Origin of the sequence: Methanothrix sp. (assembly GCF_016706325.1) — an archaeon.
Taxonomy (GTDB): Archaea; Halobacteriota; Methanosarcinia; order Methanotrichales; family Methanotrichaceae; genus Methanothrix.
In genome coordinates this window covers 21,303-37,893 of sequence record NZ_JADJJX010000002.1, presented here as the reverse complement: position 1 = coordinate 37,893, position 16,591 = coordinate 21,303, and the positions used below count along the sequence as shown (strand labels likewise).

The following is a 16,591-nucleotide window of genomic DNA, read 5'->3' as shown; positions in this document are numbered from 1 at the left end:
AGGTTATTGCGGTCCGGTATTCGACGGTCCCGCTCCTCAATTTTTGCCGCCGTCTGCAGTGATCCGGTCCAATAGCTGCACCACCCTCTGGCGCAGGTCCTCCAGGCTTCCGGAGTTGTCTATTCTGTAGTCCGCCCTCTCCATAGCCTGGCACAACCCCCAGCCCTTCTCCCGCCCCTCCCTCTCCTTCAGGGCAGAGGCGGCGCTGTCCACTGCCCAAGCCTCAGCAGAGGCACCGCCCCTATCCTCCTCACATCCCTTTGGATCGTCCGGACGCCCTCTATTCTCCAGCCACCTCAGACGGACGTCTGCTGCTGCCTGAACCTCGATTAAGTAGAACTCCTCTGCCCGGGAGCGAAAGAAGTCCGCCTCTGCCTGGGAACGGAGGCCGTCTACTACAACCAGATCCCTTCCCGTCCTTTGGGCCATCTCCAGCGTCCTTTTGGCTACGGCCTCCGGACCCTCCCTCTCCCGCAGAGCATTTCCTATCCGGCCCAGGTTCTGGTCGGTCGGCTCCAATCCCTGCCGGGCAGCCTCCTGCCGGATGACATCCCCCATAACCACCACGACCAGGCCCCGCTCTCTGGCAATCCTCGAGGCCTCGCCCTTTCCCGAGCCCGGCAGGCCCACAAAACCGATTATCTTCATCCTCTCTTCATCTCTCATTATTCATATGCTCTTGGCGATCTGGCCAGCCCACTTGATCACTGCTGGCGCTCCTACCTGGACTGCAATTCCCTCTCCTGCAGCCTGGGCGATCTCCTGCATCTCCTGCATCTCCTCTAAAGCCACCGGCTCGAACCACGGCTCCCCCTCTCTGGGATGGCCCTGCTGAAGGGTGAGGCTCTCCAGATGGCTATCAGGGTACAGCCGGCTCAGCCCTTCCAGAGTCCTGGCGATCTCTCTTATCTGGTCTTTGGAGGGCAGCTCAGGGAAGATTGTGCAGCGGGCATCGATTGCCACGCCGGATTGATAGCAGATCTCCAGGCTCTCCCGCACCCGGTCGGCCACACCGGTTATGCCTGTGGCCATCTGGTAGGCAGGCTCATTGAGCTCCGTCTTCAGGTCCAAGAAGACCCTGTCCACCACATCGCTCTTCAGCAATGCCCTCAGCCGGCCGGGATAGAAGCCCGAGGTCTCCAGGCCTGTGGCCAAAGAGAGGCTCTTTGCCAGGCCAAACAGCCTGAGAGAGGCCTCTGGCTGTAGCAGAGGCTCGCCTCCTGAGAGGACAAAGGCATCAACAAATGGCCGGGATGCTGCCCGAACTGATGCATCCTCAAGGCTGATCTGCCGGGTGCTGGCCCTAAATGCAATAGCAGGCGTCTGCAGGCCCTTGATCCGACATACTATTCGGGAGGCAAGGGCATGAAACTCGATGTTGCTCTCTCCGGTCTGCAGAGCATAATTGTGGCAGTGAGGGCAGCGGAGGGGACAGCCCCGCAGGAATACCACCATGGCCGCCCGTCCCCGCCAGTCCACTGTGGACAGGGGTACTATCCCCCCCAGGTTGACCAGCAGTCCATCACCCGCTTCTCTTTGACAGATCAAGGCGCATCTCTCTTCCCGCGATCCTGGTCAGCCTCTCCTTAAGCTCGGACTGCTTTGATCTCATCCTCTCCTCCAGCTGCAGGAGCTCCCGGCGGCTCTGCTCCGCTGCCCCCTCCAGGCTGCGCAGAGCCCTCTTATCCTGAGAGATGGACTCCCTCAAATGCAAAGCCTCCTTGCTGCTCTCCCTGTACTGCCCCTCCAGGGATTCTATCTCCTCTGCCAGGGCAAAATGGCGGGAGCGGGCCAGCTCCAGGGACCTTTTGCTGATCAACTGGTCGATATGGTCCAGAACCTTCTCCTTCTTTCTATCCTTCAGCCCCAGAGCAGCCAGATGAGAGCGCAGCTCTCTCAGGGAGCCGGCGATCTCAGCGCTTGAGACCTGGGCAGGGCTCTTCAAAAGATTCAGAAAGACCTCGCCATGCTCAAGTCTGATCCTCTCGCTTGAACTCTGCTTGGTGATCCTGCCCAGGGCCTTGGTCAGGGGAGAGATCAGAGATCTCAGCTCCTCTTCCGTCTTCGTCTTCTCCCTTCTCTTCTCCTCTAAGATCGCTTTCAGCTCCTCTGCCCTTCTGCCCGTATCGCTTGCCGCCAGGCTCTTCTCCCTCTGCTCATATTCCCTCAGCCGGGCAGAGGTGCGGGCGAGATGCTCCTCCTCTCCCGCCAGCTTCTCCCTCAAAGACTCCATGGCTGCAAACCCTTTTTGCAGCTCTTCGGCGAGCTCCTTTGAGTACCAGATCTCCTCAGACAGCCTCCTTCTCCTGCCGATCACCTCCTCCAGATCGACCAGAGTGCGGCTGATCTGGCCCAGATCGGAGTTTATAGCCTCCAGGCTCTTGGGAAAGAGGGCTGCCACATAGCGCTGCGCCCGCCCGAAGGTGGTGGCTGTCCTCTCCAGGCCCTTGACCAAAGCCCAGTGGTGCTCGCTGGCCGATTCAAGGTCCCGCTTCCTGGGCGGATCGATCTTCTCCTGCAGCGATCCCATCTGCTTGACCACCTCTCCCCGTGCAGCAAGACCTGCCCGGAGCAGCCTGGGGGGAGTGGACGGATCAGGCTCGGCAGAGGCCAGAAGAGAGAGATCTCCGGAAAGCTCTTCTGCCTGCTCCTCCAGCCGGCGGTACAGCCCGGAGAGGCTCTCCTCCCAGCCAACTGCAGTCTCCTTATCGTCCAGCCAGGCATCAACATCCTCCAGCCTCAGGCTCTCTTCTGCCCCTGATCCAGATCCAGAGAAGATCTTCTTCAGCCAGTTCAAGGCAGCCTCCCCTGCTTTGATCTTCGTGCAGCCCTCTTTCTTTCGGCCGTCAGCTCTCCTTGCGCCTGCAGATGACCTGTCTTCTGATATCTCATATCCCCGTTCGCCTCTGCTCCTCTTCCCTCTTCCCTTCCTCCCCCTCCTCCTTTCCTGTCATATCCCCAGGGGGGCTCATCCGCTCCCGTCAGGCCTATCTCCTTCATACTCTTCTCCCCCTCTGCTCTCTCTGCCCTCTCCTCCTGGTCCAGTTGAAGGAGGACCTTCTCTGCGATCTTCGGGCCAATGAGCCTGGCCACCTCCGCCGGATCGGCGCTCCTGAGCTTCTCCCGGTTGGTTATGCCGGACTGATGGAGCTTTCTTGCCCTCACCCTTCCTATGCCCTTCAGATCCAGCAGTGTGAGCAGATCCTGGCCGGCGCCGTAATGGAGGCGAACCGATAGCTGCTCTGCCCGGTAGGTGATCCCCAGGTCAAGATGCTTGGAGAGCTCTGCCAGGGAGTGCATCAGCCACTCTGCAGTCTCGGCAGAACGGCGGATGTCGCCCGGTCCGATGCGATACCGGTCGCTTATAAGCTCCTCTCTAACCTCCCCGATCCAGTCGAGAAGCATGGCCGAGGTCTTGGCCTCGCGAAGGAGATAGTCGTAGTTCTCCTCTTCATAAAGCTCCTTCTGATTCAGATCGATGAACTCCTCCACCCAGCCGTCTGCCGACTGGATGTAGAGCAGGGACATATCCGGGGTCATGGTTATGAGATGGATGAGGGAGAGATCTGAGGGCCTTCTCGCCACCCTCTCCCTTTTGCTCCTATCCCCATTTCCCTCTTCACTGCCCAGGTTCTCCAGCATTATAACTGCGCTCAAGGGATCGATGTACAGCTTAGAGACCAGAGAGCCGAGCCTGGTGGGCAGAAGATCGCCCTCCGGGCCATCAACTATCATCCCGTTATCTGCAAGGAAGGCCAGGACCTTCTCCAATGCAGCATCCAGGTGCCAGGGGTCCTGCTGATGAGCATAAAATGTGGTGGCGATGAAGTCCTTCAACTCTCTTTCTGTCCGGGCAAAGCCGGCGGCGATGGTGGAGAGGATATGGGTGCGCAGAGCACTCTCGCTGGCCAGCTTCGACCAGATCTCCTCAGGCGAGCCCTCTATGTAGCGCTCCTTCAGATTGAGCATCTCCGAGTTGTTCTTGGCCATGAGGAAGGATTCGCCATAAGGATCAAGGCCTGGCCTCCCTGCTCTGCCCGCCATCTGGCGGTACTCCATCACCGGAATGGGGACCATGCCCAAGCCGTATTCATACCTCCGATAGCTCTTTATCAGCACCCTTCTGGCCGGCAGGTTGAGGCCGGCAGCCAGGGTGGGTGTGCTGGCGATGACCTTGATCTTGTTCTCCCGGAATCCCTGCTCCACCAGCCTGCGCTGCTCGGGGAGAAGGCCAGCATGATGAAATGCAATGCCCCTGGAGACACATGAGGCCAGGCGGTGGCAGGTCTCGCTCTCTCCTGTGGCCAGAATGCTCTCCGAGAGGGCCTCTGAGAGCGGCTGGAGAGGAATGAGGTTGGACATCTTTATGGCTGCCGCCTCAGCATTCTTGCGGGAGTTCTCGAATATCAGTATCTGGGCATCCTGGGAGAGGGTGTCCCTGACCAGGGCAATGGCCTCGTCCTTCTTATCCTCCTTCTTCCCCTCAAGGGCCCTCTCTTCCTCGGGGAAGACCAGCCTTCCCTGACAGATGAGCCCCTCCTTGAGGGCTATGGGCCTCCAATCGCTGCTCACCAGCTCTGCATCCAGCCAGTCTGCCAGGTCACGGGAGTTGGCGACAGTCGCTGAAAGGCCGATGATCTGCAATCCGGGGTTGGAGTGGCGCAGCTTGGTGATGGTCATCTCCAGGGTCGGACCCCGGCCGACATCGTTTAAGAGGTGGATCTCATCGACCACCAGAACGGCAAGATCCCGCACCCATGAGGCAGCATTTCTCATCAATGAGTCCGCCTTCTCTGAGGTGGCGATTATTATCTGATTTCTGCCCAGGCGCTCATCCTTCTTGTCGAAGTCGCCTGTGCTTATGCCCACGCTTATCCCCAGCCTCCTGAACCTTTGAAAAGAGTCGAACTTCTCTGCCGCCAGGGCACGCAGTGGGACGATATAAAGGGAGCGCCTGGACTGCAGAGCGGCCTTGAGCATGGCAAGCTCTGCCAGAAGGGTCTTGCCAGAAGCCGTCGCCAGAGCAAGAAACATGCTCTTCTCCTCCAGAAGACCTCTTTCTATGGCCTCTGCCTGAGGAGGATAAAGCTCTCTATAACCCTGCCCTTCATAAAACTCAATGACCTCCTGGGGCAGCCAGCGGCTTAAATCCTTTATCTCCAGCATCAATCTCCCTTGAACTGCAGCAGCTATTTTGATGTATCTTCAATCCACCCAGATCCATCCAGATCCGCTCAGGCCTTCAAAGATCTCTCCGGGCCCCTCTGATCTTAAATACTACGTGAAAGTAGTACCTGCGGGATAATGACCTGGACTGGAACCAAAAAAAGAATGACCGTCATCATATAAATGCATCTTCCATGGAGAGAACCTAATGTATGCCGATCGGATAAAGAATCTCCCGCCGTACCTTTTTGCCGGCATCGATAAGGCGAAACAGGAGGCAAGGGCAAGAGGAGTGGATGTGATCGACCTGAGCGTCGGAGACCCTGATCTGCCGACGCCCGATCACATTGTTCAAGCTTTGAAGCGGGCGGTGGATGACTCATCGAACCACCAGTATCCGTCATATGAGGGAAAGCTGGCCTTCCGGAAGGCTGTTGCAGACTGGTATAAGAAGACCTTCGATGTTGACCTGGATCCAGAGGATGAGGTGCTGACGCTGATCGGCTCCAAGGAGGGTATTGCCCATGCGCCGCTGGCCTTTATCAACCCCGGTGACCTGGCTTTGGTTCCCGATCCCGCCTACCCGGTTTACCGGACAGCCACGGCCTTTGCCGGCGGAGAGCCGGTCGTCATGCCACTGCTAAAGGAGAACGGCTTTCTGCCTGACCTGGATGCCATACCGGCAGAGATCGCCAGGCGGGCGAAGATCATGTTTCTCAACTATCCCAACAACCCCATCGGGGCGACGGCCAGCAGGAAGTTCTTCGAAGAGCTGGTCGACTTTGCCCGGGACAATGGTATCATCATAATGCATGACAACCCTTACTCTGAGATCTACTTCGATGGCAATCGATCCTCCAGCCTCCTGGAGGTGGATGGGGCAAAGGATGTGGCAGTGGAGTTTCATTCCCTCTCCAAGACCTATAACATGACCGGCTGGAGGATAGGATCGGTGGTCGGAGATGCCGATGTCATAGCAGGAATAGGCAAGATCAAGAGCAACATCGATTCGGGAACCTTCGGTGCAGTACAGGATGCGGGGATTGCGGCCTTGAATAGCCCAAGAGAGGTGGTGGATGAGATCCGCCAGGTCTACCAGCAGAGGATAGATATACTGTACAGAGCCCTCAGGGATATCGGCCTTGAGCTGGAGAGGCCCAGGGCGACCCTTTATCTCTGGGCCTGGGTGGGAGGAAGCTCCATCGATTATGCTGCTGAATTGCTGGAGAGAACGGGGATTGTGGCCACCCCGGGAGTGGGATTCAGAGAGCATGGCGAGGGCTACATCCGCTTCTCCATCACCCGGGAGACGAAGAGGGTGGAAGAGGCAGCAAGGCGCCTGGAGAAGATGAAAACCAGGCGGATCCGGGCCACAGAGACTGGAGGAAATTGAGTTGCTTGAAAAGTATTCTGCAAAAAATATCGAGGCCAAGTGGCAGAGGGCCTGGGAGGAGAATGCAGTCTACGAGCCAGAGCCCGACGGGCGGCAGAAGTATCTCCTGACCATACCCTATCCTTATTTGAATGGCAATCTGCATGCTGGCCACACCCGCACCTTCACCATAGGAGATACATTGGCCCGCTACAAGAGGATGAGGGGCTACAATGTCCTCTTTCCCATGGGCTTTCATGCCACAGGAACCCCCATTGTGGGCCTCTCGGAGCTGATAGCCAACAAAGATCCTCTCATCTGGGAGGTCTACACCAGGCTGCACGGCATCCCCGAGGAGGAGCTGGCCAACCTGAATACCCCGGAGAAGATAGTCCTTTACTTCCGCCGTCAGGCGAAGGCGGCGATGCAGTCCATCGGTTACTCCATCGATTGGAGGCGGGAGTTTACCACCACCGATCCCGCCTACAGCAAGTTCATTGAATGGCAGTACGGCATACTCCACAGGCAGGAGTATGTGGTCAAGGGCAGCCATCCAGTGCGCTGGTGTCCGCACGACAGGAATCCAGTGGAGGATCACGACATCCTCAAGGGCGAGGATGCCACCATCATGGATTTTGCCCTGATCAAGTTCAGGATGGGAGATACTGTTATGCCCTGTGCCACCCTCAGGCCGGAGACGGTCTTCGGAGTGACCAACCTCTGGCTCAACCCGAGCGTCACCTATGTTATAGCGAGGGTGAACGATGAGAGCTGGATAATCTCTCCTGAGGCCTATGAGAAGCTGACCTATACCGACAGGACTGTGGCCTGGGGGGCAGAGATAGCGGGAAAGGATCTCATCGGCAAGAGGGTGACCAATCCCCTCACCGGGGCGGAGGTGCCCATTCTGCCCGCAGGCTTCGTGGACCCGGACAGCGGCTCAGGTATCGTCATGTCCGTTCCCGCCCATGCCCCCTACGATTATCTGGCTCTGAAGGATCTTTATGATGAAGACCTCAGCCAGTACGGCATCAAAGAGGATCTGAGGGCGATCGAGTTCATATCCCTGATTGAGTCCCCGGGCTATGGCGAGTTCCCGGCGGTGGATGCAGTAAGAGAACTGGGGGTTGTGGATCAGAATGATCCCCGGGCGGAGGAAGCAACCAAGATGGTCTACCGGCGGGAGTTTCATAATGGAGTCTTAAAGCCCAATACCGGCCGCTATGCGGGCGTGGCGGTGAGCAAGATCAAGGATCTCCTCCTCCGGGATCTGATCGACCAGGGGATAGCAGAGATCTTCTATGAGTTCTCCCACACCCCGGTGATCTGTCGCTGCGGCAACAGATGTGTCATCATGATGGTGCGGGACCAGTGGTTCCTGGAGTACTCCAATCCACAGTGGAAGGGCAGGGTCCTGTGGTGCCTGTCCAGGATGGATATAATACCGCCGGAGTACCGGGCGGAGTTCGAGAACAAGATCGACTGGCTGAAGGACAAGGCCTGTGCCAGGCGCAAGGGCCTGGGAACCCGTCTGCCCTGGGATAAGCAGTGGCTGATTGAGTCCCTGGGAGACTCGACCATCTACATGGCCTATTACATCCTGGCCAAGTATGTCAATGCGGGAATGAAGGTCGACAATCTGCCGCCGGAGTTCTTCGAGTATATCTTCATGGACAATGGCAATGCCGCCGATGTTGCTGAACTCACCGGCCTGTCTGCCCAGATGGTACAGCAGATACATGACGACTTTGCCTACTGGTATCCCGTAGATCTCCGTACCTCGGGGAAGGATCTGGTGGCCAACCATCTTCTCTTCTTCCTCTATCATCATGTGGCCATATTCCCCGAGCAGCTCTGGCCGCGGGCTATGGCTGTGAACGGTTTCGTCTCCCTGGAGGGGGAGAAGATGTCCAAGTCCAAAGGACCCCTCCTGACGCTGCGCCAGGCGGTGGCCGATAACGGGGCGGATGTGACCAGGCTCTACATTCTGGGCAATGCTGAGGGGACGGCGGATGTGGACTGGAGAAACGACGGGGTTGAGTCCACCCGCGCTCATCTGGAGAGGTTCTACAATCTGGCGCGGGAGATACTGGCCGATGGGAGCATCGACGAGAATGCTGAGAAGACTCTCATCGACCGCTGGATGCTCTCCCGGCTGCAAAGGCGCATCATTGAGGCCACTGAGGCCATGGAGGAGGTTCACACCCGCCGGGCCTTGCAGAGTGCCTTTTATCTGCTTATGGGCGATCTGCGCTGGTATCAGCGCCGGGGAGGGAGAAACCAGCTTCGTGCTGTTCTCTCGGCCTGGGTGAGGATGATGTCTCCTTTCACCCCGCATGTATGTGAGGAGATCTGGGCCTCCGGGCTGGGGGAGGTTATGCCTCTTTGGCAGAGTGGCCGAAGGCAGATGACTCCCTGATCGATGAGCAGGCGGAGCGGGCGGAGGATCTCCTGGAGAGGACGATAGATGATGTGCAGGAGATCATCAATGTCACCGGGGCCCAGCCTGCTAAGATCACTCTCTATACCACCCCCCAGTGGAAGAAGGAGATGCTGCGCCTGGCTCTGAGCACTGCTCAGGCCAGTGGCGGAAGGCTGGACATGGGTGCTCTGATGAAGGAGGCCATGGCGTCGCCTGCTATAGCCGCGCACAAGAAGGATGCTCCCAAGTATGCTCAGAAGCTGGCCAAAGCGGCCCATTCTCTTAGCGCAGAGGCCCTGGAGCTGGACGAGTACGAGACGCTCTTCAGGGAAGGGTATATCTGGCTGCAAGCATGGGCGTGCCGGTGGAGGTCTTTTCGGCGGAGGAGCCAGGAGCAGACCCCAAGGGGAAAAGCCGTCAGGCGGAGCCGGGAAGGCCGGCGATATATATCGAGTGAGAGGGCCGATGGCGGAGGAGAGGTGGCTCCGCCACTGAGACAAAGTTCGGGGCTGATGGCATGGAGTTCGCTGATGGGGAGATCGCGGGTTGGAGGAAACGCTTGCGTTTCTTAAAGAAGGGGGGGAATGTTATTCTCATCGGAAATTCCGGAACCGGCAAGACTCATATGGCTATTTCGGTAGGGATCAGAGCATGCGAGGGGAACTATCGAGTTGAAAAAAATTGATCTCCTCATAATTGATTAGCTTGGGTACATAACATTTGATCTCGCTGCCGCTGAATTGCTATTTCAGTTGCTTGCAGCACGATATGAGACTATGAGTATTATCATTACCTCGAACCTGGGATTTTCAGATTGGGTGAAGGTATTCCATGACAGGACTCTAACCGCAGCAATTCTGGATAGGATTACCCACCGCGCGCTGATACTGAACATGAACGGAGAGAGTTTCCGCAGAAAGTAGCGAGACGTGAACTTATACTCTATGAGTCATGTTAGTCGTCTAAGGGGGTCAAAATCGGATCGGCGCGGGGGGTCAAATTTGGACCGGCGGATACATGATTTCGCTAATGGCTAGGCAATTCGCCTTTGAAGATAGCCATTGCACATTAGAATGATATCAACTTTTAATCTGCAGAGGCTGGCCCTTGCGGATGAGCTCGATCTCAGCGGAAGACCGCATTACAAACCGTTCCGGTCGAATTCTACCTTCCTCGACTACCAAGTGCCGCCAGCCCCTTTTCTTCATCCCCTCTTCACTGCGGTTTTAATGATACCCAGCTCATGAGTCAGGCAAGTCGGACTGTAGAACGATATAAAATATCGTCAACAATCCATCCAATTATTCGCTCTCGCTAATACCGAGATGCTTCGCCAAAGCATCTATTCTCTCATTTTGGTCTTCATCAAATCTAACTACGAAAACGCGATAGCCAAGTTCATCAAGCTTCTCGCGCTTTTTCTTATCACTGTCTTTTACATAATCTTTGTCGTGATTAGGCCCATCTACAAAAACAGCTAATCTATCCTCCTCATAATAGAAATCGGCCTGCACAATTGGCGCATCACCTTCGTATAATGTTTTTTGAGCTTCTGTGGGAAATGGTAGCTTTCGCTCTCTAATGACAGCAAGAAAACTTCGTTCTAACGGAGATTCACATTGCTTTAGAAGGTCATCGAATCTGTCGGGTGATGGTTCAACCTGTATCAATTTGGATCGTTCTATTCTTGCGAGGAACGGAAGAACCAGGTTGCGATCCAAAATCTCATGAACAGATTGGTTATAGTAGTTACATAGACAGCTATAGCATGCCCGATCGCATTTCGCCTCATCGGGGTCGAACTCATGGAGTATCTCGCGGGCCAGCCCCACAACCTCATGCATCTCGCCGGTCTCTTGAAGTGATCTGAGGAATCCAGCTCCGCCTTCTGCACCCTCATAGAGAACGATGCGGAAGGTTCCTTCCCTCTCGGGATTAGGCATGAGGAACGTTTCTACCTCATCCACATTGATATTCATTTTTATCTGTAGACCTTGGATTATCGCCTGAGAGAGAGTCTGATAGAATCCTTCTGAGTATTCGGAATCGATTTCTCTAGGAAGATCGCAATCGATTGTAATCACATCATGATAGGATTCTGCGTAAAGAACAACTCTACGGGTTATTTCATCTTCTGTTCCATTCCGTCTGCATTTCTTATCATCATTGGGATCTATATGACGTTCGATGTTTTCATCACCAAATATCCATCTCTTACAGGCGTTGCATAAAGTAAACCCGTTTTCCTGATCATCCTTTTCAGCTTTCCTCGTCCCCGTATTAACAGTTAAAATTTTACCATTATGTTCATAACACAGAGAAAAGATCCGCCCCGCGATGTCCACAGCTTCCCAGAATCTCACCTTGGGGCCTTGATGATAATGCCTGTTTATGTGGTATCCTCGTCGCATCCTCTCCTCCTCGTCGCTGGTTATGCCCTGACGCCTCACTGCAAATTGATCAGGTATCTCGATGGCATCGTATGGAATAATTTCATTAAGAGGTGACCTACATACTCTACAGGCTGCATTGATCGCAATATCTTCTCCAATGTAATAAGTTTCGCAATTTGGGCATATTACCAGCTTTCTTGTGTCCGGACGATCTTGTTTTAAACGTGCCTCGATGATCTGGTATCGGCCTCCTCGGTAGTAGATACTGTTTCCTGGGGCATATTCTCTTATCGCCGTAGCCCTATCTCTCTGTAGGTCGGATTCTTCGATTCGTTTACCCCTATGATCGAGAAAGAGAGTGGTCACATTTGCTGGAAAACCGTAATTAGGTGTGAATCCCCGACTTGCGAGGTAGCGGTAAGTAAAATAATTCTCTTTGCCTTCACGCATATTATGCATTTTCTTCTCTATCGAGGTTCTTCTCCAATTTTGTTCATTGGAGGGTGGACTTCTCCTCGCTAAAACATTAATCTCATACCACTCCTTTTGAAGTTGGATGTACTCATCTCTAAAAAAATCGAAGGATCTGTCAAAATCCAGGATAAAACGATCGACGACGTTTTTTATGAACTGTTCATCGAGCCAGTCATACTCCTCGATCTCGGCTTTGAACCCTTCCATGATCGATCTAACTATATCATTTCGTCTCGCTTTGACCGCCTGATCGAGGGCTTCTTTGAAGTCGGACCTCATCATAAGCTCATCGGTCTCGATATCCAGGATCTCCCCAATCTTCTGGGGGACCTTCTCGTCTATCTTTTCTAGAACAAAAGAATGGATGTGGGTCATGACGAGAGCCTTGTTATCCAGGAGGAATCTAGGCGTGCTGATCTCTCCAGCTATTATTTTCGTAGGATACCGATAGAAATACTGGTCGTGGGGGCCTCGCTTAGATCCACCGCCGCAAAAGGTGTTGATGATCGAGGTTTGGGACTTTCTGCCGGCTCTTCCTGCCCTCTGGGCGTAGTTGGAGGGAGAGGGAGGGACATTCCTCATATAGACTGCCGAGAGAGATCCAATATCTATTCCTAGCTCCATGGTAGGGGTGCAGACAATTACGTTGAGAGGATCTTTCGGATCCTTGAACTTTGTCTCGAGCTCCTTTCTGGTTTCGCCATCGATTTGGCCGCTATGCTCTGCAGCTTTAAGAGCAACTACTTGATCGAAGTTCCGGGTGTATTCGTACCTAAAATAGTTATTAGAAAAGTCCTCATCTACGAGATTTTGACATTTGGCACCGGTGCAGACACCCACTTCTTTGAAGTGGTGGACAGTTCCGCATTTCTTGCAAGCTTTATGTGTCAGAACAATATCTTTAATGGCGGAGAGACGTATAGCTTCTGGATTGATCATTAGCAATTTTCCACGCAACCACTTGTGGACGTACACCCATTGAAGCTCTCCAGCTTCAACTAGTACATGAGCCACTATTTTAACGATCTTCTCAGACCGCATTCTATCAGCACCGAGAATCTTCATCGTCCACACAACATGAGGTCCTGTTTTCCACGAGAGCCTATGGACTTGCGCTTTTCGGGTATTGTTGACGGCGTCATCGCTGTAGCCCTCAGGCTGGTAGGTCCTATGTTCGTCATGGAAGAGAACATCCTCGTCGAGCCTGTCCTCTATTTTAGTTTTAAATCCATCGTGATCGAGAAGGTAGTCGTATGCTATCGCAGTCCTGTAGCGCATGATATCCAGAAAGCCAGTCAAATAATCTTCACGTGCAGATTCGCTAAGTTCCATGAATTCTGGAATTTCTGCCCATAAGTCGTTAGTCTGTGCGAGTTTGGTGAGTCCGTCGTAAGTCACTTGAAGGAGTCCCACGTTCTCTAGGTTCTGTTGGTTCCTCCTAGGAGACGAGCCGAGTTCAAGGACAGTGTTGAAACGAAGATATTCTTTAAAGGCAGTATCTCCTGACTTGCTGGAGAACACCGAGAATTTTTGATCTGAAGTGGACTTGGTGTATTTGGGCAACGCACCTTTTTCGTTGAGAAGTTTAAAGATCATGTCTCCTATATCGAGGAGCTCGACTGGCTCTCCAGCTCTTTCCAGGGTTCTGTATAGCCCACGTCGGAAATGGAGCCGTTTCTGGATGTTGTTCATATGGGCGGCTTGCAAGGCGGTGTCCTGGCGATTATCGCTAAATACCAGAATTTTTCTTTCATCACGGGGAAGGGTGTTAAGGTTGTGAGATACAATAACATCAGTGGCTGTTGACCTTCCCACGGTGCCGAAGGAGAAGAGCTTGTTGAATTCTCTGGGTCTTCTGTTGTAATAGACGCCGCAATCCTCAGATGGGCAGAAGAGGAAGGGGTGAGGCACTATTGTAACTAGGACCTTTGAGCTGCAGATGCACTTTTCAACATCTTTTTTTCTATAAAGCCTATTGCAGTCGGGACAATACTCAGCCTCATCCAAATCAACGTACTCTCTGTACTCCTTTCTTGGTGTGCCGCCGGGATTCAGCCATTGGTCTGGAGGTGGCGTGATCTCTCGGTTGTATCTTCCGAGAAGGATGTAGGCTGGGTCGCCCTCGATATCGAGATCGTCCATATCTCTAGGTTTGAGACTGCCTTCTGGTGTGATTTCGATGGAGTAATAGTCCTGGCCACAGGCTCTGCAAAAGACCAGGGGGAAGGTCTTTCTGATCTTCTCGTTTCTTGAGCAATCCGGACAGATCACCTCACCTGCACCGTTCATATGTGGAGACTCAGGGCTGATGCAGCTTTTGATCTCGCCTCCTTGGCTGAAGAATGCATGGACTTTAGGTATCATCAGGGGCTGGGACTTGCCTCTTACCTCGATCTCAACGTTCATCCCAGCAAGAAGAGCGGCTCTGATCTCTCGGTCGCATTCCTCTTTTGTTGAGTTCGGTCTAACCTGTAACCTATAGGTTTCGACGAGGTCATAAAGGCTCATAGGGTTCTCGAAGAGAGACTTTTCGAGAAATTGAATAGTCCTCTGCTCACCCAATGTCCTGCCAAGGCTCTTGGCATCGGTCTCTTGCAGGTGGTCGGAGCCTGTCAAGGCCATGATGAGAGGTATGGTAGTCTCCTGGGTGCCATCATACTTATCGACCATTTCCTCAGTGACCAAAACGTTCTCCGGAAGGAAAAGCTCGCCATCAATAACCGGTTCGGAGTGGGTCTCGGTGATCACCGAGTCTAGTTCAAAGGGCTCGCCGAATAGCCGAGAAGCGAATTTTGATATGGCCTCTGATGCGTTCCCTCCCTCGGAGCTCTGAACCGTGGCGCTGGTGCCTATGCATCTAAGATCGCCTGCGGTTCTGGTGTGCTGCTTAAGCCTTCTGATGAGGTAAGCGACGTCGGCTCCCTGCTTTCCCGTATAAGTGTGAACCTCGTCCAACACTAAGAATCTGAGAGCGGTTCTGCCCTCAGGAAATATGGCGTTACGGTCCTCGAACCGGGTGAGAAGATACTCAAGCATCACATAGTTAGTGAGAAGTATGTCTGGTGGCGTATCTTTGATCTCATCTCTCGACAACAGCTCGGAGTCTCGTGGCTTCTCCCTTCCTGTCGTAGAGGCGTAATTGGCTAGGGCTTTCTCGCGGCTATTGGGGGTATCGGCAGTGTAGAGGGCAATCTTGAGCCCAGTCCCTTCGAGCCTGGAGGCAAAATCATCATACTGGGAGTTTGCGAGAGCGTTCATCGGGTAGATTATGATCGCCTTGACACCCTTGACCTCTTCATCTTGGAGCCTGAGGCACTCACTAATGATTGGTATCCCGAAGCAGAAGCTCTTCCCGCTGCCGGTCCCGGTGGCGATAATAGTATTTTTGCCTGAGGCGATCGTCCTCACTGCGTCGGATTGATGCTTATGGAGGTCCACCAGCGGCGACTCTTTGTCCTCAGCTTTGGCTGTGAAGCACCTCGGCGAGTTGGGATGGATTAGGCCCTCGCTCACGAGCTGGTCGAAAGAATCGCCGTGGAGATATCTTCGGTTAAGCTCTATGTAGGGTCCTTTAGAGATGAGAGTCCCTTCTTTCAACTTTTCATCGACCCAGTTCCTGATGGTGGGGTTTTTGAACCTCTGGAAGGAGGTGACGTATTTTCGATAAGCCGTACATATATCCTCTAGAGCTCCAAAGGGATTTAGCCTCTCTTTCTCCTGCTGCCCTTCCATCTATTTTACCTCCACATGCACATAATCTAATTTATCAGAATATTCTTCATAATAATCTAAAATTAATTCTTTGGTTCGATAGCTCCCGTACTTCTCGACATCCTTCCGTTTCACTATCGGAAAGGTCTCCAGAATATAATCCAGCTCTTCCCTTGTCAGCCCATACAGATGCGCATAGATGGCATCCAGCTCCGCCCGCAGCCTGGCCCGTCTCTCCTCATCCCACTTGAAGGGCGGATAGGGGAAGCCGTCCGGCGCTATCTCAGCCCAGGAAGGGGCCTCTGTGCCTGCATGGCCGCCATCGGTCTCGGCGACGTTCTCGTCCCACTGCTGCTTGAGGGCGGCGCGGAGGGACTCGTCGGCCTCTCGCCAGAGGTCGTCAGCGAAGGCTTTGATGTCCCAGGCGGTGTAGGTGAGCTCCAATACTTTAGGAACTATGACACCTAGACTATTAGATTTATAGAATTTGGGGGGGATTACAGGAAGTTGTTTCAATATAAAGACATTTAAGTTTGTTCCACCTAATTTTTGTCTTGCAAAATAATCGAGCACGAAACAATTGAAATTAGATAATAGACACGCAATTTTAAAACCATTTTCTTTTGATGAAATAAGATATGCAGAATTCCCTACAGGATTTTTAGGAATCACACTGCTTATTAATGTGCGCTCATTTGTTACATTTGTTATCATTCGATAAATGAAGAGCCATCCTCTTCCACAAGCGATATTATCTAATTTTTCCTTAACAACTGCAGATTCCATCCAATATCTGGGCAATGCGATTTGATCTGAATAATCTCTTTCGGATTTTGTTAATTCTCTGCAATGTCCGGCTTTAATATCTTTTTCAGATACACCACTAAAAGTCCCAAAGCGATGATCGAAGTAGTTTATCATCTTGCTTTCATATAGGCGTTGATATATTTTTTCATCGATAATGTATGATCCATTATTGTTGGTTATTTCCAAATACATATTTATATTAAGTTGAGACGCAGTCCTGAAAAACTCAGAATCGTCACTCATATT

General features: G+C 53.2%; 9 protein-coding genes and 1 pseudogene. 4 read left to right on the top strand and 6 right to left on the bottom strand.

Features of this window, described 5'->3' with window-relative positions:
• Window positions 1-36: 36 nt before the first annotated feature.
• The 4 genes from IPI63_RS09765 to IPI63_RS09750 are packed head-to-tail and all read right to left on the bottom strand — an operon-like array spanning window position 37 to window position 5,166.
• Entirely contained in the window at window positions 37-666 is a 630-nt protein-coding gene (locus tag IPI63_RS09765; protein WP_292478247.1) for an AAA family ATPase, read from the bottom strand.
• A 3-nt stretch (window positions 667-669) separates the two neighbouring features.
• The gene (locus IPI63_RS09760; RefSeq protein WP_292478246.1) at window positions 670-1,548 is read right to left on the bottom strand and encodes a radical SAM protein; all 879 of its coding nucleotides are present in this window, start codon (window positions 1,546-1,548) and stop codon (window positions 670-672) included.
• The gene (locus IPI63_RS09755) at window positions 1,523-2,797 is read right to left on the bottom strand and encodes a hypothetical protein (protein ID WP_214066355.1); all 1,275 of its coding nucleotides are present in this window, start codon (window positions 2,795-2,797) and stop codon (window positions 1,523-1,525) included. The genes IPI63_RS09760 and IPI63_RS09755 overlap by 26 nt, the downstream gene beginning before the upstream one ends.
• Window positions 2,794-5,166, bottom strand: coding sequence for an ATP-dependent DNA helicase (locus tag IPI63_RS09750; protein ID WP_292478244.1), 2,373 nt, complete (start codon window positions 5,164-5,166; stop codon window positions 2,794-2,796). Before IPI63_RS09750 ends, IPI63_RS09755 begins: the two co-directional genes overlap by 4 nt.
• A 208-nt stretch (window positions 5,167-5,374) precedes the next feature.
• On the opposite strand from IPI63_RS09750, the gene IPI63_RS09745 reads away from it, so the two are divergent.
• From IPI63_RS09745 to IPI63_RS12985, 4 genes and pseudogenes are all read left to right on the top strand, one after another.
• A complete protein-coding gene (locus tag IPI63_RS09745; RefSeq protein WP_292478243.1) occupies window positions 5,375-6,559 on the top strand; it encodes an LL-diaminopimelate aminotransferase in 1,185 nt (394 codons plus the stop codon).
• Window position 6,560: 1 nt separating this feature from the next.
• Window positions 6,561-9,417 (top strand): annotated as a pseudogene (gene leuS, locus IPI63_RS09740) (leucine--tRNA ligase).
• A gap of 60 nt (window positions 9,418-9,477) precedes the next feature.
• Complete coding sequence (locus tag IPI63_RS12990; RefSeq protein ID WP_366850937.1) at window positions 9,478-9,645, top strand: ATP-binding protein; 168 nt, start codon at window positions 9,478-9,480, stop codon at window positions 9,643-9,645.
• A 55-nt stretch (window positions 9,646-9,700) separates the two neighbouring features.
• Window positions 9,701-9,883, top strand: coding sequence for an ATP-binding protein (locus tag IPI63_RS12985; protein ID WP_366850935.1), 183 nt, complete (start codon window positions 9,701-9,703; stop codon window positions 9,881-9,883).
• A gap of 378 nt (window positions 9,884-10,261) precedes the next feature.
• Here IPI63_RS12985 and IPI63_RS09730 read toward each other — a convergent pair whose 3' ends face one another.
• Together IPI63_RS09730 and IPI63_RS09725 are read right to left on the bottom strand one after the other, a co-directional pair.
• A complete protein-coding gene (locus tag IPI63_RS09730; RefSeq protein WP_292478240.1) occupies window positions 10,262-15,559 on the bottom strand; it encodes a DEAD/DEAH box helicase in 5,298 nt (1,765 codons plus the stop codon).
• Entirely contained in the window at window positions 15,560-16,588 is a 1,029-nt protein-coding gene (locus IPI63_RS09725; RefSeq protein WP_292478239.1) for a hypothetical protein, read from the bottom strand.
• Between the last annotated feature and the right edge of the window lie 3 nt (window positions 16,589-16,591).